Genomic DNA, 17,335 nt, shown 5'->3' with positions numbered 1-17,335 from the left:
GTTGCAGCTGCGTGAAGTCTAGAGGGGGCTTACTCTGCGTTCAGGTGCTGGGCCACATGCAGGCGGTAAGGCCAGGAGCAAGCGGGTGCGAGGTAGCTAACATCAGGGGACTACGGTTACCTCTCACGGGAATGGGCGCTAAAGCAGGGAATGTGATGGTTATAGTTTCAGTTATGTTAATGGCATTTGGTGTGTGGCTGGTCTGGTACAGCACGAAAGACAAGGATACTTAGGCGGAGGTTGACGCCAAGCAAGAGGAGATAAAAAGCTAAAGGACAAGGCGCTAAGAGCGCCTCGGAACTGCTCTGGGGTTGTTCCTTACTATCCTGTTCGGCCGGCGCACCCGTAACCCCACCAACTGACCGGCTGAATCTGCCATAGGCGTTGGAGTGGCTCTGTGAGCGCACCGCGGGACTAGACAGGATTGGCTGCATTAAAGCCACACCGTCTTTCTAGCTTGTTACCTGCATAAGTTATTACCTGCCTCATTGCCCTCCAACTATTATTGTCTTACTCAGACTGCGCTGCAGAACTTAGTTACACTATTGCCATGGATTTAATGATCATGGCACTGCCTGTATTTGCTCTGTTCATAGTGGCTGAGGCCACCTGGACGAGCTTTCGTGGGCAGAGTGTTTACGCGATTCGGGACTTTGGCGGTTCTATGTCGCAGTTGGGTATTAATATTTTAGTACGGTTCACCATTGGCGGTGCGCTGATAGGGCTGCATTTTTGGTTATACCAATTTCGGGTGTTCGAGGTGCCAGCTGGACCTTGGGGCTGGCTGCTCACCTTCATCACGATTGACTTCGTTTTTTATTGGTACCACCGCGCCCAGCACCGGGTGAGGTTTTTGTGGTGCGCCCATGTGGTGCATCACTCCAGCGAACACATGAACTTCGGTACCGCGTTGCGGCAGTCCCCTACAGGGCCTTTCACCAAAGTGCTTTTTTACTGGCCACTGCCGTTAATCGGGTTTGACCCGCTTGTAATAGCCAGTGCTGGTGCAATTGCCACAATCTATGGCTTCTGGACCCACACCGAGGTGATCAAAAAGCTCTGGGCGCCCATCGAATGGTTGTTTGTGACCCCCTCATATCACCGCGCTCATCATGGTTCGAATCCCGAGTACGTCGACAAGAACTACGGTAACTTTTTAATTATTTGGGACCGAATGTTTGGCACATTCCAGCCCGAGGTGGCTCAAGTACAGTATGGTCTTCTGACCAACATCAATACCTATAATCCGTGGCGCATCGCGTTTGCCGAGTGGCTCAGGCTGTTTCGGGAGTCTCTTGCCGCACGTTCCTCTGGACAGTTGTGGCAACTGTGGCTGCGCCCCCCTCGAGAGCAAGCAAAAGCCTATTGTGCCCCGGACCATTGCAACCGATAGGTGACTGGATAAAAGCGTTTCTAAACTCGACAGAGCTAAACAACCCGGTAGGCAGCAGTGGCAACGCTACGGCCTTCCCTGACAGCGACCCCCGGCATTAGTTCTGAGTTAGCTTCGCCGGGCTGCCTCGGATACGGCTCCATTGAGCCTGCTTGCCGCACACCCCAGCTGATTTAGACTCTGGAGGGGAAGGTAGGCTCCTGCAAAAGCCCAGTTATTGAAGTTTTTTTGTTATGTACGCGCTGTGACGCGGTCACATTTTAGCTTCAGTAACCGCCGATGGTCTTAGTGGGTAGGCTGTCGGCCACTTGGTCAGGCACAAAGAAATCCCGAAAAAGGTCGGCACCGGGTGCAACTGCATATTGATCGAAATCGGTCACGCCCTCGGCACGGAGAACTTCTTCGTCAATGTAGAAGTTACCAGAGCATGTGGCTGAGTCTCGGCAAAGTATGGCGTAGGCTGCATCTGCCATGATTGAAACCAATCGGCACCCTTTAACCATTTCATCGTCGCCCAGAACGTTGCGAACGGCTGCAGTATCAATGGCAGTCAGCGGCCACAGCGAGTTGACTGCAATTGCGTCTGGCGCCAGTTCTTTACTCATGCCCAACGTACACAGGCTCATGCCCATTTTTGCGATCGTATAGGCAACGTGTGGTGCAAACCATTTGGCCTCCATATCCAAAGGTGGGGCAAGGTTTAAAATGTGCGCGTTGCTGCCTTTCTGCAAAAATGGGATGCAGGTTTTTGATACCAAAAAAGTCCCACGCGTATTGATTTCATTCATCAAATCGTAGCGCTTCATCTCGGTATCTAGGGTGCCTGTCGGACTGATAGCGCTGGCGTTATTTATGCAGATATCGATGCCTCCAAATTTATCGACAGTCTGTTGCACCGCGGCCTGTACCTGGTCCTCGAAGCGTATGTCACATAAGACGGGTAATGCCGAGCCACCCGCGTCTTCGATTTCCTGAGCAGCGGTGTAGATCGTGCCCGGGAGCTTAGGGTGCGGCTCGGCAGTTTTTGCTGCGATCGCGACATTTGCCCCGTCCCGGGCGGCACGTTTGGCAATGGCCAGCCCGATACCGCGGCTGGCGCCGCTGATGAAAATTGTTTTTCCTTGCAAACTCATTGCGGGCTCTCTCTGTCTAGGGGAGGTATTGTTTGTATCGATGTAAGGGGACCGAGGGTATCAGAAAAAAGAGCTCGTAGACGGTTTCAAAAACAATAACAGGCTGTCCCGGGAGCAGAATCTGGTGCCGCGTCGGTTGGCAGCAGCAGTATTAAGTTCGCATCATTATCAGTGCCCCCGTTGCTGCTGCTTGGCTAAGGCATTCTTGTTAGTCTCTTCGGAGCCTTCGAGTTTCGCTGCTTGTAGACGCGATAGCCGATGCTCAACCTAGAGACCCAGCCCCGTCCCGGACTTTTTTCTTGGGGCGCTTAATCGCCACTCTCCCCACTGAGTAAGTATGGTCATATAGGCTGCAACTCAATACTATGGTGTTGCAGTCTGTAGTGAGCACGGGGCTTGATACGCGGTAAGCAGAGCTTCAGCGGACGTTGATAAACGGTGCTCGCTTGGGTTTTTTTCCCACAAGAGTAATACGATTGCCGTCACCAATAATCTTGTAGCAAGCGGTGTAAAAAAAAGGACAAAGGATGAGCGATTCAACATCAATTCTAGGACAGATGGGTTACCCCATGATGTTCAGTTTGTTAGCTGTCGTATTAGTAGCGTCGGGATTGTTTTATAGCGCTTCGAAAAAGTTTGTGCGGTACTTTAAACAGCGGCAAGAGCAGGACGCGGTTGAGGGTAAGGGTGAGTGATAGTGCGATGTCGAATTTCGTTATAAATTACTGACAGCAGTTTTCGGCAAGATAGAAGCTGTTCAGGCAACGGCTGTTTTCCAGCGTCTGTTAGAGAAACTTGACCAGATTAATGAATTCTCTGCCGCTGTCCTCTCATGAAAAGTCTAAATGAATGTTTACCGGCTCACACTTCAACTAGAAAAATGCTACTGGGGCGAAACCTTACTGTTATGTTGGCGACATATCTTAGACCGAAGTTTGTTTTAGAACGCCAAATGTTTTTGGAGAAGCCGTTATGCTCGCTACGAACTTTCCTGTGCGCACCCTTAGTTTTAAAGTTGCCGCAACAGCGGTAGTCCTTGCCTTTTTTATCGGTTGCGCCGCCCAGCAACAGCCGCCAAGAGACGTCTCCGAGATCTCGTCTGCGGATACTGTGCTCGTATTTGGGCCGAGCACATCAGATGCCAGTGAAGAAGGAATTAAAATCACTTACGCTCAGGCCTCCATGGGATTTGATAGCGGCTGTAACCCCAATCAAACCTTTAGCGATGAGCTAAATGACTGCGCCAAGCTGCCGGAGGAGGTGAAAACTCTGGCCCTAGACCACTGTGCGAGCTTTGGGCTGAACGCCATGTTTATGGGCAACAGCACAAATTGGTTGCAACAGACGGTCTCAAATTTCACCTGTGACTAGGCGGATTTCCGTGGTTGGGCACCTTGTGCGTTAGTTCTAGCGCCACTTTGCCACATCTCCTGTGTGTTCATTCGCAGTGTGTCAGGTCTTCCTGATAACGCGCCGCAAGGCCCGCGTCTGGCCAGACCTTAGAGACCCAATACCCAACGATGAGTGCCGCTAGAAAAGCTGGGGGCATCGTTTCTAGTGCAGCAAAGTATTCGCCTACGCTGTGGAGGTCTTGAAGTAAAAATTTACTGGCGATAGTCATGAAAAATCCAGCCAGCATAGAGGCTATAGCAGCGCGCTCAGTAAATCCTGGCCAAAACAGAGAGAGAATCATCATAGGGCAGAAGGTCGCGGCGATTCCGGACCAACCAAAGATGGCAAACCAAAAAATCGTGCGGTCGGGGGACATGATCGCTACCGTCACAGCAATTAGCAGCGCTACAAGTGCCAGCGCCAATGTCATTATCCTGCAAAGCTTGGCTGCCTGAGCGTCACTCATGGTTGGGTTATAGATTTGTTCATAGAGATCGTGAGTGAGAGAGCCTGCTGCCATCACGATAAGTGACGATACCGTTGACATGATGGCAGACAATACGGCCGCCACGTACAGCCCTACGATCCACGGGGGAAAGGTATACTCGACTAACTCGGGCAATACATTTTGAGCGCCGTTGCCCAAAACAACTTCTGGATCTGCACCTGTTTGAGTGAAAATGAAGCGACCCAAGATGCCAATCGTGACCGCAGAGAAATCGACCAGTAGAGTGAAAACTAATGCGACCCATTTACCACGGTGAATTTGTTGATCATTGCGGATCGCAATTAAGCGCGCAAATACCTGTGGTGACCCCAAAAAACCGAGCCCGATCAGGGCCATGCCTATGACCGCGGCAATGTTGAGTAGGGTGGGGCCACCGGCACCCCACACAGTAACCAGGCTAGAGTCGATGGTGGCAAGCCCATCATAAATTGAACCCGCATTAGCCATGGTCAGAATGGCTACCGTAGGGAGCAACATGAGGCACGCCAACATTACGGCACCCTGCAACATGTCAGTCCAAGCAGCGGCGAGAAACCCCCCCGCCAAACAATAAATGGTGACTATGCTAAAGCCAAAAATGGCACCGGTGAGGTAGGGCCAGTCCAGAAAAGTTTCGAAGGCAGATCCTGTTGCATCAATTTGCGCGGCAATGTAGATCAGAACAAAGATGCAAAGGCTCAGCGCTGCGACCACGCGTAGTGTGTGGGTTTTACTGCGAAAGCGAGTCACCAAATAATCGATGACAGTTATCGCATCGTAGCGGTCGGTCAAACGCTTAAAACGTGAGGCCATAAAAAACCACATTACAAACACGCCAAGCAATTCGCCGAGCACAACCCAGTAGGCAGAAAATCCAATCATGGCTCCCATACCGGTAAGCCCCAATAACAGCCATGCCGATTCGCCCGTTGCTTGCGCTGAGAAAGCAGCCACCCAAAAACCCAGGGACTTACCGCCGACAACAAAATCTTTCATGGTTTTGACGCGCTTTGAGGCCACGAAGCCCAGCATCAAAAGGAGGCCAAAGTAGAGCGCAATCATGAAATATTTTTCTAGCATTCAAGTGCCCATCGGGTAGGTGACGGCTGTATTGTGGCTAACGATGTCGGCGTTTTCGATCGGTTGGGTCAACGGGGCTGTAGGCGCTCCACAAAACGCCTTCGTCGGCTGGATCAGCGGGCCCAAAAACAGCGCGCTCTCCGGGCTCTATCGATTGCGATTCCTTGGTAGGAGGGCCAAAGTATTGATACTTAGGATCCGGTTCGACGGAGTCCCTCGTGGCATAAAGCCAAACGCCGGACACCAGCAGCAGGATAACCCCCGACAAAAACAAAATATCGGTAAAAACAAAATTCGCCACAAATGGGTCCTCCTCTTGTCGCTATGCCTTGAATAGTCAATATACGGGAAAAATTGGCGCCACTTAACCCTGATGGTTACATTATTAACTGGGGGCTTAAAGCGTACCCTGAGGATTGCGTCTTAATGCAGTGGGATTGCCATTTTGGTTGAAATATTTAAAGTTTTTTTAAAGACCTAAACAGCGAATTGGCTCCAACAATAAGTTTGGGCAATGGGAGTTTTGAACCGGTTGCAGCGAAGTTGAAGTCATGGAACAGTTTTTGAACAGCCTGAGGCGCTTACTAGTTGCAATTTTCACCCGGTAGCACCAGCGAGCGCTAGGTTTGTTCTAATGCGGCAGCAGGTTGATGCAATGGGGCAGTAATCACGCAAAGGACTTCCGCTTGTTTTTGCCTGTTGTCTTGGGGTCACAACGTCTGCCGCTTGTTATATTGTGTGTCACTCAACTTCAACCTACTAACGAGAGTTTATGTCTATAGAAAAAGAGTTGTACAAAGCCGGTCCCTACGCCGATTTTTTTAGCCAAGGTGTACGGGTGGGTGACTCATTGTATTTGGCCGGTCAGGTAGGAATGACAGAGGCTGGAGAAATTCCATCTGATTTACCCGCACAAGTCGAAGCGGCGTACAGAAATATTGCATCGGTCCTTCTTGAATTTGGGGCCACGATGGACAATATCGTGGATGAAACGTTCTTCGTCACCGACATGAAGGAGTGTATGAGTCAGGTACCTGCTGTTTTTGGGGCTAGGCAAGCGGCTTATGGTAAGAAGCCCGAAGTCGCTCAAACACTCATCGGTGTCTCTGCTCTAGTGGACCCGAGTTTAAAGGTGGAGATTAAGGTGATCGCAAAGCTTTGAGAGCTTGACTGGGGCTTTAATCCAACGAACTGTTGCGATAAAAGCAAAAAGGCCACACCAAGAGTGCTGTTTTTAATGATCGATAAAATTTTAGTTTTCATAGGCAAGGTCTGATGCCCATTACCGGTGAGACGTCGGTGGGATTTGTGATCGCTGCACTGATTGTGATTCTGCTTACCTATTTTTTTGCGGGGTACCGTAATCGCTCTAAGGTGGCCGCGCTTGAATTGCAGCTGCGCAATGCACAGGAGAGTGGCGACCAGTTGAAGGTGGAAGTGGCGTTGGCTGAAAGTGATAGAGACGAGGCCAAAAAGGCGCTGAGAGAAAGCGAGGATGATGGTCTGCGGCTCGAAAAAGAAAACGAGTTTGCTCAAGCCGAGAAACAGCGGCTTACAGCGCAGGTCGTCAAAATCGAAGGCGAGGTATTGGAATTACGCCAAGGGCAGGCAGAGCTTAGTGCTGCGCAAGCGCGCATGATGGGCCTGCAGCGCGACCTTGATGAGCTGAAATCTGAACGGCAGCAACTCCTCGAAAAATTGGAACAACAGACCACCGAAGCCGCAGTGCTTGCGACAGAGCGAGAGCAACAGGAAGCAAATATTAAAGATCAGAAAGAATTTCTCAAAAACTCTAGTGAGTCCTTGAATCAACAATTTGAAAATCTCGCCAACAAAGTTTTTGAGCAAAAAGGCAAGCAGTTCGCAGAGACAAATCAGACAACCTTGGGAGGCATCCTAAAGCCCCTGCAGGAGCAAATAGCGGGCTTTCAAAGTCGCGTTAACGAAGTTCATGATGCATCGACAAAAAGCCATACTTCGTTGCAGCAAGCTATCGATGGCGTCAAGGATTTAGGTTTAAAAATTGGCCAGGACGCTAGCAATCTCACAACCGCATTAAAAGGTGACTCGCAACAGCGAGGGGCCTGGGGTGAAGCGCAGCTGCAGCGAACCCTTGAGATCAGTGGTCTGATCGAGGGGGATCACTACACAATGCAAGACAGCTTTTCCGACAGCGCGGGGAAAGTGAAGCGAACAGACTTTTTGGTGCGTCTACCGGAGGACCGTCAGCTTATTATCGATAGCAAGGTCACGCTCAATGCTTATGAGAGAACGATAGCTGCAGAGACTCCCGAGCACTACGAGCGTGCGATGTCGGAACATGTTCTAGCCGTAAGAAAGCACATTGATGATTTGGCCTCGAAGGATTACACCAACCTTACAGGGATGAAAAGCCCCAGCTATGTGCTCATGTTTATGCCCATGGAATCAGCTTACATCGAAGCGCTGAAGCACAATAAAGAATTGTTTCAGTACGGCTTCAGTAGACACGTTGTTTTAGTGTCACATACAACATTGATTCCTATTTTGCGCACTGTCGCAAATCTGTGGATGCTTGAGCGTAGCAATGCCGAGGCGAGGGAAATTAGTGACATGGCTGCCGATATTTATAATAAGGTCGCGGGCGTGGCAGAGGGACTGCGTAGTTTGGGGGGGTCCTTAACGACTGTAGGGAATCACTACAACAAAGCCGTAGTTGCGTTGGCTGGAAAGCAAGGGCTCTTTGGAAAGGTCGAGAAGTTCGAAAAAATATCCACAAAAATTTCTAAGGGTTTGCCAGAGTTAGAGCCGCGAGATTTTGAGCTTGAGACCAGCCGACTGGACCTTGTTTTAGAGCCAATAGAAGAGCCCGAGGCATCTTTAGCCCAGCTACCTGATGACCATGCGCCGACCCTGGCATCAGAAGAGCAAAAAGCCGTTACCGATACTGATTCCGCCCCAGACTGAGTGGCAGGGTATGAGACTCCTGAAGGCGGGTTCTCATTGCGCTGCAAATCTTCCAAGGGATGCACCTTGTCAGTTACCGAGCTTAAGTAGCGGCCGATTCAAGAAAAATATCGGAAATTTTTCATGGGGTAGTCTTGTCCTACCAAGGTCGCACTCGTTCATACTGCGACCAGCCGTTCATATTTGCCATCGTGATCAAAAAATATGGTGAAGGTGCCGCGGATTCCCGTTGGGGTAATGTAGGGTTTGAAAAGCTCCCAGGGAAGATTAAGAGTTCTGCCATCGTGTGCTACAACTTGCACTCTGCTTTTTTTGGCCTTATAAAACAGAAGAGTTTTTTCGGTGCTTAGTGCTATATCAAAGGTCGCCTGGGGCACTGTTTATCCACCTCTGAGCAGAGAGTAAGTACACGGGTCAAATGTTATCGATCCTTTTAATGACTGACCCTGTATACGTCAGACCTGAATATGTTATCAGTCAGGGCGCGTTCACGGGAGTTAACTTTTAAGTATTGGTTTGTTTGATGGACTGCCAAATAATGGCAAAACGCGGGCCCTGATGAGCCATCAGCACGCATAGCGAGTTGATAGTACTAAGACATGGAGTCAAATATGAAAGTGGCAATATTATTGCGGCTGATCTGCGCGGCATCACTAGTAGTAGGCTGTGCCTCAACCTCAACCTCAACCTCAACGTCAACCTCAACCCCCTCAGAGCCTTCTGAATCCGCTCCTCATTCTTTGGTCAACGCTTCTGCTACGGCCGAAGCGCCAAGTCTTACAGACGTTGACACGCCGCTCACGAATACCTACTGGAAGTTAATTAAGCTCAACGGCGAGCCGGTAGAGATGATGAGGTCGCAACGCAAAGAGGCCTATCTACAGCTTCGTGAGAAAGATCAAGAGGCACGAGGATTCGCTGGTTGTAATAACTTTTCTGGCACTTTTGAGGCGAATGACAGTCAGATTTCTCTGACTGCGTTAATGACAACACGAAAAGCATGCGTAGACATTATGTCCACCGAGGGGCAGTTCCTTTCAGTGCTTGAACAGGCAATTTCTTTCATGATCTTTGATGAAGCATTAACGTTATTAAATAAATCAGGGGAGAGTACTGCCGAATTTATCGCAGTGTACTTTTGATAAAAAAGTATCAGCCCGTCACATCTAGAGGGAAATGTTATGCGCAGACACACAATTTTAGCCAGCTTTGCACTGACGCTAGCCATGGTTGGCTGTGGCAGTCCAGACACGCCCGTCGCGGAATCCAAGCTTGTAGAGAAGTTGCCGGCCGACAAGGTCTTTTTTAACGGGAAGATCATTACCGTTGACGATAACAACCCCAAGGCATTGGCGGTGGCGACTAGAGATGGGCTAATTACTTATGTTGGTGGTTTAGCGGGTCTACAACCTTTCATCGCTGAAACGACTGAGCAAATCGATTTGCAAGGTAGCACTATGGTGCCTGGCTTCGTCGATGCACACGGGCACGTTGTGAGTGCGGGCCTTCAAGCGGCAAGCGCCAATTTGCTGCCCATCCCCGATGGTGAAGTCACAGATTTTGCGAGCCTTGTGGCGACGTTGAGGGATTGGCGGGGTTCCAATTCTGGAGTTGAGTTCATAGAGAGAACCGGTTGGTTGCTGGGTTTTGGGTTTGATGATTCTCAGTTGTCAGAGGGTATTTTCCCCACGGCTAAAGAGCTATCAATGGTTACCGAGGAAAAACCGCTCATGGTGATTCACCAGTCAGGCCATTTCGGCGTGTTTAATCGCCGAGCGCTTGCACTTGCTGGAATAGACGATTGCAACAAGGAAATTCCGGGCGGATCGATTCGCTGTGAGGAAGATGGAAAAACGCCTAATGGGGTGCTGGAAGAAAACGCATTTTTCAGCGCTTTACGGGTTTTTCAGTCCAGTATTGAACCCGCCTACGCAATCGATCTTTTCGACCAGGGCGTGGAGTTATTTGCAAGCTACGGCTATACAACGGCCCAAGAGGGGCGCGCTTTCGCGTCATCGCTGGTAACAGCTCAAACTCGCGCTGGGCAAGGGGCGCTACCGATCGACGTTGCCATGTACCTTGATTACACAGCAAAAGACCAAATGACGGCATCGCCTTACTATTCCGGTTCGGCTTATCAGGGCATTGGGTACTCCAATGGCTTTCGCATTGCGGGTGTAAAGCTCACCATTGATGGGTCGCCGCAAGGAAAGACTGCGTGGCTAAGCGAGCCTTATTTCGTAGCCCCTCATGGTCAGCCCGCAGATTATGTGGGTTATCCCGCGATGACAGAACAGCAGGTCAATGACGAGGTGATGGATGCGTTTGCTAATAACCGGCAAGTTCTGGTGCATTGCAACGGCGATGCCGCGATCGATCGGTTTCTCAACGCCATAGAGCGCGCTGTTGCAGTACATGGATTGGGTGATCGTCGTAATGTCCTCATCCACGGACAAACCTTGCGTAAAGACCAAATTGGTCGTCTCAAGGAACTGGGGGTAATGCCTTCACTGTTCCCTATGCACACCTTTTATTGGGGAGATTGGCACCGTGAGTCAGTGCTAGGGCCAGAGCGAGCAGCCTATATCTCGCCGACGCGAGATGTCCTCGATGCTGGGATGATTTTCTCGTCGCATCACGATGCGCCTGTTGCGAGGCCAGATTCGATGCGTGTCTTGTCGGCAACGGTCACGAGAGTGACTCGAAGCGGTGTGGTGCTGGGCGCCGATCAGCGCGTTACACCTTATGAAGGCCTTAAGGCGATCACAATTTGGCCCGCTTACCAGCATTTTGAAGAACAGCAAAAGGGCTCGATCGAAGTCGGTAAGCAGGCTGACTTTGTGGTTCTCTCGGAAAATCCACTTACAATAGATCCATTGAAGATTGCGGAAATTCAGGTTTTGGAGACGATTAACGACGGGCAAACGGTCTATCGTGCTGCCAGTGAATCTCCAACGCCAGCTTCGCTGGTCGGTGGTGATTCAGATAGCAATGGGTGTATTGGGTCTGCGGGATACCAGTGGTGCGAGAAAGAAGGCGCTTGCGTCCGCCCTTGGGAAATCATTGACACTGCAAGTGGCACAGCTTCTGATGTCGCCTCTGCTTTTGCGGCCCTGTGCAGCTCAAGTTAGTGCAGAGGTAGAGAGAAAAGGCAGAGGTAGAGAGGAAATAAAGCACCGCGATATTACCCGGCTAAAGGGCCTGGTCGAGGCAGCGGCGCGACACTCAATTCGTTTTAGAGCAAGGATTTGTTATGCAGGCCATGTCACTCGCAGCCCCAGGGGGTATAGACCAACTTTCACTCATCGATATTGAACCACGAGCTCCGCAGTCCCATGAAATTCAGGTCACGATCAAAGCGAGCTCCCTGAATTTCCACGACTATGCGGTTGTCGTCGGCTTGATTCCCGCTGCAGATGGACGAATTCCCATGTCAGACGGCGCGGGTGTTGTGACCGCGGTGGGAGAGGGCGTACGGGGTTTTTCAGTAGGGGATAATGTGATCAGTCACTTTTTCCCCCAATGGATCAGTGGTCGTCCGACAGCCGCATGCCTTCAGGGTGTACCTGGAGATCATGTTGACGGGTTTGCGGCACAAACAGTCACTATGCCAGCCAGCGCGTTTAGTCAGGCGCCCACAAATTTGAGTCACATTGAAGCCGCAACCCTCAGCTGTGCGGGCCTAACGGCTTGGCGGGCACTGTGTGTTGAGACTGCCCTGCAACCCGGGGACTGGGTGCTCGTTCAAGGAAGTGGGGGCGTTTCAGTATTTGCACTGCAATTTGCCCGCATGATGGGCTGCCGAGTCATCGCGACGTCGTCCTCTGACGCAAAGCTTGAGCGCCTAGGCGAACTGGGAGCACAGCATTTGATTAACTATCGTGAAAATGCCGATTGGGGGGCTAGGGCTTTTGAGATGACGGGCGGCCGTGGTGTAAACCTTGTGGTTGAAGTTGGAGGGCCAGGGAACTTGCCTCAGTCAGTTGATGCATTGGCTGTCGACGGCTGTATCAGCCTTATCGGTGTGTTGACCGGTTTTTCTGGTGAGGTACCGACAGCAGCTTTGATGACCAAGAATGGACGTCTGAGTGGTATTACGGTTGGTAGTCACAGTGATCAGCTCGCTATGTCAGCGGCCATTGAAGCTAGCGGTTTGCAACCCGTCGTAGACTGCTCAATGCCATTAGAGGCTCTGGGCGAGGCATTTCGGCATCAAGAGTCGCAGAAACATTTCGGAAAAATTTGTGTCGAACTGTAACGCAAGGTGTTGGCAATCGGTCGCAGCCGGATCAAGGTTTGTGGGCGCCAGGTTTTACAATGAGTAAGTTGTTTTTTCGTTACGGGGCTATGAATAGCGGAAAAAGTACAGCGCTGTTACAAGTGGCACACAACTATGAAGAGCGTGGACAATCAGTGGTTGTGGTTAAACCTGCATTGGACACGAAAGGCCACAATCAAATCGTCTCTCGGCTGGGGGTTAACCGTACCGCAGATATTCTGCTCGCTGCCGGTCAAGATCTGCGTGGCAAGGTAGAGGAGTTGCGCCAAAATCGTGCTTCTTCCCAGTCTGCACTTGCCTGTGTTCTTATTGATGAGGCGCAGTTTTTGGAGCCGGCTCAGGTCGATGCGGCGCTAGAAATTGCGGTCTTGGATGATCTCCCGGTCGTAGCGTTTGGTATTCGCACCGATTTTAGACGACGCGCATTTCCCGGTAGCCTTCGCCTTTTGGAAGTAGCACATTCTTTGGAGGAAATGAAAACGATTTGTCGCTGCGGCGAGAAAGCAATTTTTAATGCACGCTTGGGTGAGAGTGGCATGACCCACGAGGGGCATCAAATTATGATCGACGCTCCCGGGGTGACGTATGAGGCACTGTGCGCGCATTGTTACCTAGAATATGAACAGAGGCACTCATTGTCACTTTAGAGGCATGTGAAACTCGTATGGCGAGCAAGTCGCAAACGCGTTGTCGGCAAAAAGTGTAGTCACATGAGTTCAAATGGCAGGGGAAGAATTCATGTACTACATCTTTGAAGTCACGGCTAAAAAAGGCCACTCCATCGATGAATACGCAGCCTCTTGGATGGAGGCGAGCGCGATTATACAGCGCTCACCCGGAGCGCGAGGAACAAGGCTCCATCGAAAGATTGGGGACGATCGAAGGGCATTGGCGATTGCTACTTGGGACAGTAAGGTTGCCCGAGACGCTGCTTCGGTGATGGGCGGCAGAGAAGTGAAAGCAATCATTGAAGCCCAGGCTGAAATTGTTACGGTGGAATTGCTCGGGGAGTTTGAGGCGCCTGATTGGGAAGTTCTCCCTGATATAGAATGAAGCGCATTTTTGGTAGAAGTTCCTGAAGCCAACTTATAAAGTTAAGTGAATCTGTAAGAAAAAATACATACAAGGAAGTAGACATGAATGTAGTAAAAATATTGGCCAGCACGTTAATCTTCAGCGTGTTGGTCGCCTGTACTGGAGAGGTTGCTGTGGAGTCCGACTCAGATGATGTCGCTGAATCAGACAATGCAACGGGCGCGTCTGAAAATCCGCTGCTCACACCTAGTGACCTGCAGTTTGGCTACCCGCCGTTCGATCGCATAAAAAATGAGCATTTCGAGCCGGCCATGCTTCAAGGTATGGCAGAGCAGCGCAACGAAATAGAGGCGATTGCTAGCAATGAGGCACCGCCAACCTTTGCCAATACGTTAGTGGCGATGGAGCAAAGTGGACAGCTACTAAACCGATCTGCCCGAGTATTCTTTGGTTTATCTTCGGCCCACACCAATGATGAGATCGAAGCGATTCAAGTGCGGCTGTCACCGCAATTTGCGGAACACGAGGACGCTATATTATTAGATCCCCGACTTTTTGCGCGTGTTGACGCCTTGCATCGGGAGCGGGATGAGCTGCGACTTGACCCCGAGGCGCTGCGACTGCTTGAGGAAACCCATCAGGGTTTTGTCAGGGCTGGGGCGTTATTGAACGCATCTGAGCAGGAGCGGATGCGTGAGATAAATACAGAGATGGCAAGCTTGCAAACCGCATTTCGGCAGAATGTTTTGTCAGAGGTCAATGACCGTGCAATTGTCGTCGACGACGTGGCGCAGCTCGACGGTTTGTCAGCGGGGGAGATTGCATCTGCTAAGGCGGCGGCGGTGGCAAGAGGCCAAGATGAGCAATGGGTGATACCACTGCTTAACACCTCTGGGCAGCCTGCATTGGCTCGCCTCACTAATCGGGAGCTTAGGGAGCGGATTTACAAGGCATCTGTTGGACGAGGGTCCTCCGGGGGTGACTACGACAACCGGCAGAATATTTCAAAAATCATGAAGCTACGTGCCGAGCGTGCAAGCTTATTGGGCTATCCAAGTCATGCCGCGTTTAACCTAGAAAATCAAACGGCAAGAACCACTGAGGCGGTTAACACCCTGCTTACCGATTTGGCACCTGTTGCGGTAGCCAACGCCAAGACTGAAGCTGCAGAGCTGCAGACCTTGATTGCCGCGGAGGGAGAAACATTTGAATTGGCACCTTGGGATTGGGCTTATTATTCCGAGGCCTTGCGTGCGCAAAAATATGCCTTCGACGAGTCTGAGCTGAAACCCTATTTTGAGCTGAACAATGTTCTAGTGCGCGGCGTATTTCATGCAGCGGAACAGCTGTACGGCATTACGTTTACCCAGCGTAATGATTTGCCTGTTTATCACGAGACGGTGCGGGTCTGGGAGGTGCGCAATGCAGACGGCTCTGTGCTCGCATTATTTGTGGAAGATATGTACGCAAGAGCGTCTAAGCGCGGTGGTGCTTGGGCTATGTCTTATGTGTCCCAGTCAGGCCTGATGGGAACGCAGCCGGTCTCAGCTAATCACCTAAATATTCCTCGACCGCCAGAAGGTGAACCCACGTTATTAACCTGGGATGAAGTAACAACATTATTCCATGAGTTTGGTCATGCGTTACACGCCATGTTCGCTGATGTGCAGTACCCCAGCAGTCTGTCAGTCCCCCGAGATTTTGTTGAGTATCCTTCACAAGTCAACGAAATGTGGGCTGATTGGCCTGAGATATTATCCAACTATGCTGTTCATCATGAGACAGGCGAGTCACTACCGCCTGAACTATTGGAGAAAGTGTCGGCTTCAGCGCTGTTTAATGAGGGCTTCCGATCGACTGAATACCTCGCTGCATCCTTGTTAGATCAAGCGTGGCATCAGCAGTCTGCAGATACGCTACCCAACGCCGAAGGAGTGCTAGCTTTTGAGGCCAATGCCCTAAAGGAAGCGGGAGCAGATTTTGAAGTGGTGCCACCACGTTATCGCACGACCTATTTTTCCCATATTGTGGGTGGCTATTCTGCTGGTTATTACTCCTATATTTGGAGTGAGGTTCTCGACGCTGATACGGTTCAATGGTTCTTAGAAAATGGCGGTTTGCGTCGTGAGAATGGTGATCATTTCAGGGCCAAGTTGCTTTCACGGGGTGGATCTGAAGATGCCATGAGCCTTTATCGCAATTTTCGCGGTCGTGATGCGGAGATAGAGGCCTTGCTCATTCGTCGGGGCTTAACGCCCATCGAAGGCTGAGCGCTTGCAGTAACCCGTATGACTCTCTCCTAAGGGCTTTCCTCTTGGGAGAGAACCGCTTGGCCTAAATGGCAGGCTTATTCGAAGCTTTGTGCGGTTATACGGGTGAATGTTGACTGGCTTTGTCGGGGAGGGCGCTGCTCGAGAACTATGCAAGGCTAGGCATGGTCGACGCGACTTCATCCACGACAAAACTGACTGTTTTTGAACGGTTAAATAGCTGCTCCTCGTCGGCTGCAATTTGGGTTTGCGCCTCTGGTTGCGCCAGTGCCGCCATTGCAGTTTGCATGGCCCCCTGATGGGGAAACCAGACCTCCATGATTACATCAAAATCAGGTTCGAGACCGTATTGAACGCTTGGGTCAGAGGGGCGCACGTACCGCCGCTCGTAATGTGTGGCGTAGCCGCTTAAATATTTCTCGCCAATATGCCGATGGTTGGTTTCATAATATTGCCGGAAATCAGCTTTGCTCATGCCTTCTTTGCGGCAGAGCAGGGTGATCACTTTTATCATGGTTAGCAGCTCCTGCCTGAGTCTTAGTTGTGTGCGTTTTATTCTGCGCCGATTATGCCCTTGCACAAACTGGGTGGACAGGCGTTTTGTAGTTCTAGAAGGCTGCGGTGGATGTTAGGCTAGGGCACCCTCTACAGATGGAGTTTCATGTGCTCAAACTTTACGGATTTGCTGTCAGTAATTATTTCAATATGGTGCGAATGACCCTTGCGGCCAAAGGGCTTGAGTATGAGGTTGTCAAAACCTTTCCTAGTCAAAGTCCGGATTGGATTTCTATGAGTCCAATGGGGAAGGTGCCCTGCCTAGAGACGGAACATGGGTTCATCGCTGAGACACAGGTGATTCTTGAGTACCTCGATGAACAGTATCCAGATAAGCCAGTCTTTCCCAAAGGGAGTTATGCCAAAGCCCGAGCCCGCCAGCTCATGCATTCTCTAGAGCTGTATTTGGAGTTGCCTGCCCGCCGGCTCTTTCCGGGAACTCTCTTTGGTGGGCGTAACGAGCAGCTAACCATTGATGAGGTTAAGCCAGTGCTTGAGAAGGGGGTCCGCACATTAAACCAGTTGGCTGATTGCGGGCCTTTCCTCATGGGGGCGAGCCCGATGGCACCTGATTATATGGCGCTTTATGTGCTGCCATTAGCACAGGCAGTCGCTAAAAAGACCTACGGTTGGGATTTACTGTCCGATATCAATGGCAGTTCTGAGCTTCTGGCAGCACTCAATGACAATGAGCATGCACAGCAGTTCAGTGAAGAGAGTGCGTCTGAAATGGCGGAGTTCGTCGCTGGGCTCAGCGCCAAATAG

The 17,335-nt window shown here is 50.8% G+C and carries 17 protein-coding genes; 12 read left to right on the top strand and 5 right to left on the bottom strand.

Annotated features, from left to right (window positions below):
- Nucleotides 1-565 precede the first annotated feature (565 nt).
- Nucleotides 566-1,393, top strand: coding sequence for a sterol desaturase family protein (locus ACMAZB_RS10045; protein ID WP_435216888.1), 828 nt, complete (start codon nt 566-568; stop codon nt 1,391-1,393).
- A gap of 266 nt (nt 1,394-1,659) precedes the next feature.
- Here the strand turns inward: ACMAZB_RS10045 and ACMAZB_RS10040 are convergent, their stop codons facing one another.
- Nucleotides 1,660-2,526, bottom strand: coding sequence for an SDR family oxidoreductase (locus tag ACMAZB_RS10040; protein WP_435216886.1), 867 nt, complete (start codon nt 2,524-2,526; stop codon nt 1,660-1,662).
- Nucleotides 2,527-3,053: 527 nt separating this feature from the next.
- Between ACMAZB_RS10040 and ACMAZB_RS10035 the strand changes: the two genes are divergently transcribed.
- Nucleotides 3,054-3,221: a hypothetical protein gene (locus tag ACMAZB_RS10035; protein WP_435216884.1), complete on the top strand. Its 168-nt coding sequence runs from the start codon at nt 3,054-3,056 to the stop codon at nt 3,219-3,221.
- A gap of 277 nt (nt 3,222-3,498) precedes the next feature.
- Nucleotides 3,499-3,897, top strand: coding sequence for a hypothetical protein (locus ACMAZB_RS10030; RefSeq protein WP_435216883.1), 399 nt, complete (start codon nt 3,499-3,501; stop codon nt 3,895-3,897).
- Nucleotides 3,898-3,964: 67 nt separating this feature from the next.
- Here ACMAZB_RS10030 and ACMAZB_RS10025 read toward each other — a convergent pair whose 3' ends face one another.
- Both ACMAZB_RS10025 and ACMAZB_RS10020 read right to left on the bottom strand, forming a co-directional pair.
- Nucleotides 3,965-5,485, bottom strand: coding sequence for a sodium/proline symporter (locus tag ACMAZB_RS10025; RefSeq protein ID WP_435216882.1), 1,521 nt, complete (start codon nt 5,483-5,485; stop codon nt 3,965-3,967).
- A 37-nt stretch (nt 5,486-5,522) separates the two neighbouring features.
- Complete coding sequence (locus ACMAZB_RS10020) at nt 5,523-5,786, bottom strand: hypothetical protein (protein ID WP_435216881.1); 264 nt, start codon at nt 5,784-5,786, stop codon at nt 5,523-5,525.
- Nucleotides 5,787-6,257: 471 nt separating this feature from the next.
- On the opposite strand from ACMAZB_RS10020, the gene ACMAZB_RS10015 reads away from it, so the two are divergent.
- Both ACMAZB_RS10015 and rmuC read left to right on the top strand, forming a co-directional pair.
- Nucleotides 6,258-6,647: a Rid family hydrolase gene (locus ACMAZB_RS10015; protein WP_435216879.1), complete on the top strand. Its 390-nt coding sequence runs from the start codon at nt 6,258-6,260 to the stop codon at nt 6,645-6,647.
- Between the two features lie 113 nt (nt 6,648-6,760).
- Nucleotides 6,761-8,431 carry a DNA recombination protein RmuC gene (gene rmuC / locus ACMAZB_RS10010; RefSeq protein WP_435216877.1) on the top strand — a complete coding sequence of 557 codons (1,671 nt, stop codon included), beginning with the start codon at nt 6,761-6,763 and terminating at the stop codon, nt 8,429-8,431.
- A gap of 158 nt (nt 8,432-8,589) precedes the next feature.
- Here the strand turns inward: rmuC and ACMAZB_RS10005 are convergent, their stop codons facing one another.
- Entirely contained in the window at nt 8,590-8,808 is a 219-nt protein-coding gene (locus ACMAZB_RS10005; protein WP_435216875.1) for a DUF2835 family protein, read from the bottom strand.
- A 234-nt stretch (nt 8,809-9,042) separates the two neighbouring features.
- Between ACMAZB_RS10005 and ACMAZB_RS10000 the strand changes: the two genes are divergently transcribed.
- From ACMAZB_RS10000 to ACMAZB_RS09975, 6 genes are all read left to right on the top strand, one after another.
- Nucleotides 9,043-9,573, top strand: coding sequence for an META domain-containing protein (locus ACMAZB_RS10000; RefSeq protein WP_435216873.1), 531 nt, complete (start codon nt 9,043-9,045; stop codon nt 9,571-9,573).
- A 39-nt stretch (nt 9,574-9,612) separates the two neighbouring features.
- Nucleotides 9,613-11,562 (top strand): amidohydrolase, encoded by a 1,950-nt coding sequence (locus ACMAZB_RS09995; RefSeq protein ID WP_435216871.1) that lies wholly within the window; start codon nt 9,613-9,615, stop codon nt 11,560-11,562.
- Between the two features lie 122 nt (nt 11,563-11,684).
- Nucleotides 11,685-12,689 carry a zinc-dependent alcohol dehydrogenase family protein gene (locus ACMAZB_RS09990; protein WP_435216869.1) on the top strand — a complete coding sequence of 335 codons (1,005 nt, stop codon included), beginning with the start codon at nt 11,685-11,687 and terminating at the stop codon, nt 12,687-12,689.
- Nucleotides 12,690-12,748: 59 nt separating this feature from the next.
- Nucleotides 12,749-13,357 carry a thymidine kinase gene (locus tag ACMAZB_RS09985; protein ID WP_435216867.1) on the top strand — a complete coding sequence of 203 codons (609 nt, stop codon included), beginning with the start codon at nt 12,749-12,751 and terminating at the stop codon, nt 13,355-13,357.
- Between the two features lie 73 nt (nt 13,358-13,430).
- Nucleotides 13,431-13,763 (top strand): antibiotic biosynthesis monooxygenase family protein, encoded by a 333-nt coding sequence (locus ACMAZB_RS09980; protein ID WP_435216865.1) that lies wholly within the window; start codon nt 13,431-13,433, stop codon nt 13,761-13,763.
- An 83-nt stretch (nt 13,764-13,846) separates the two neighbouring features.
- Nucleotides 13,847-16,015 (top strand): M3 family metallopeptidase, encoded by a 2,169-nt coding sequence (locus ACMAZB_RS09975; protein ID WP_435216863.1) that lies wholly within the window; start codon nt 13,847-13,849, stop codon nt 16,013-16,015.
- Between the two features lie 148 nt (nt 16,016-16,163).
- Here the strand turns inward: ACMAZB_RS09975 and ACMAZB_RS09970 are convergent, their stop codons facing one another.
- On the bottom strand, nt 16,164-16,529 hold the full coding sequence (locus ACMAZB_RS09970) for an EthD domain-containing protein (RefSeq protein ID WP_435216862.1): 366 nt from the start codon (nt 16,527-16,529) through the stop codon (nt 16,164-16,166).
- Between the two features lie 149 nt (nt 16,530-16,678).
- Between ACMAZB_RS09970 and ACMAZB_RS09965 the strand changes: the two genes are divergently transcribed.
- The gene (locus ACMAZB_RS09965; protein ID WP_435216860.1) at nt 16,679-17,335 is read left to right on the top strand and encodes a glutathione S-transferase family protein; all 657 of its coding nucleotides are present in this window, start codon (nt 16,679-16,681) and stop codon (nt 17,333-17,335) included.

The organism is Luminiphilus sp. nBUS_07, assembly GCF_051201685.1.
Taxonomy (GTDB): domain Bacteria; phylum Pseudomonadota; class Gammaproteobacteria; order Pseudomonadales; family Halieaceae; genus Luminiphilus.
The sequence above is the reverse complement of the archived record's forward strand: the minus strand, read 5'-3'. Positions and strand labels throughout refer to the sequence as shown.

Coding starts and splice junctions, on each gene's coding strand:
- ACMAZB_RS10045 (WP_435216888.1), top strand. CDS start 566: ATGGCACTGCCTGTATTTGCTCTGTTCATAGTGGCTGAGGCCACCTGG.
- ACMAZB_RS10040 (WP_435216886.1), bottom strand. CDS start 2,526: ATGAGTTTGCAAGGAAAAACAATTTTCATCAGCGGCGCCAGCCGCGGT.
- ACMAZB_RS10035 (WP_435216884.1), top strand. CDS start 3,054: ATGAGCGATTCAACATCAATTCTAGGACAGATGGGTTACCCCATGATG.
- ACMAZB_RS10030 (WP_435216883.1), top strand. CDS start 3,499: ATGCTCGCTACGAACTTTCCTGTGCGCACCCTTAGTTTTAAAGTTGCC.
- ACMAZB_RS10025 (WP_435216882.1), bottom strand. CDS start 5,485: ATGCTAGAAAAATATTTCATGATTGCGCTCTACTTTGGCCTCCTTTTG.
- ACMAZB_RS10015 (WP_435216879.1), top strand. CDS start 6,258: ATGTCTATAGAAAAAGAGTTGTACAAAGCCGGTCCCTACGCCGATTTT.
- rmuC (WP_435216877.1), top strand. CDS start 6,761: ATGCCCATTACCGGTGAGACGTCGGTGGGATTTGTGATCGCTGCACTG.
- ACMAZB_RS10000 (WP_435216873.1), top strand. CDS start 9,043: ATGAAAGTGGCAATATTATTGCGGCTGATCTGCGCGGCATCACTAGTA.
- ACMAZB_RS09995 (WP_435216871.1), top strand. CDS start 9,613: ATGCGCAGACACACAATTTTAGCCAGCTTTGCACTGACGCTAGCCATG.
- ACMAZB_RS09990 (WP_435216869.1), top strand. CDS start 11,685: ATGCAGGCCATGTCACTCGCAGCCCCAGGGGGTATAGACCAACTTTCA.
- ACMAZB_RS09985 (WP_435216867.1), top strand. CDS start 12,749: ATGAGTAAGTTGTTTTTTCGTTACGGGGCTATGAATAGCGGAAAAAGT.
- ACMAZB_RS09980 (WP_435216865.1), top strand. CDS start 13,431: ATGGCAGGGGAAGAATTCATGTACTACATCTTTGAAGTCACGGCTAAA.
- ACMAZB_RS09975 (WP_435216863.1), top strand. CDS start 13,847: ATGAATGTAGTAAAAATATTGGCCAGCACGTTAATCTTCAGCGTGTTG.
- ACMAZB_RS09970 (WP_435216862.1), bottom strand. CDS start 16,529: ATGATAAAAGTGATCACCCTGCTCTGCCGCAAAGAAGGCATGAGCAAA.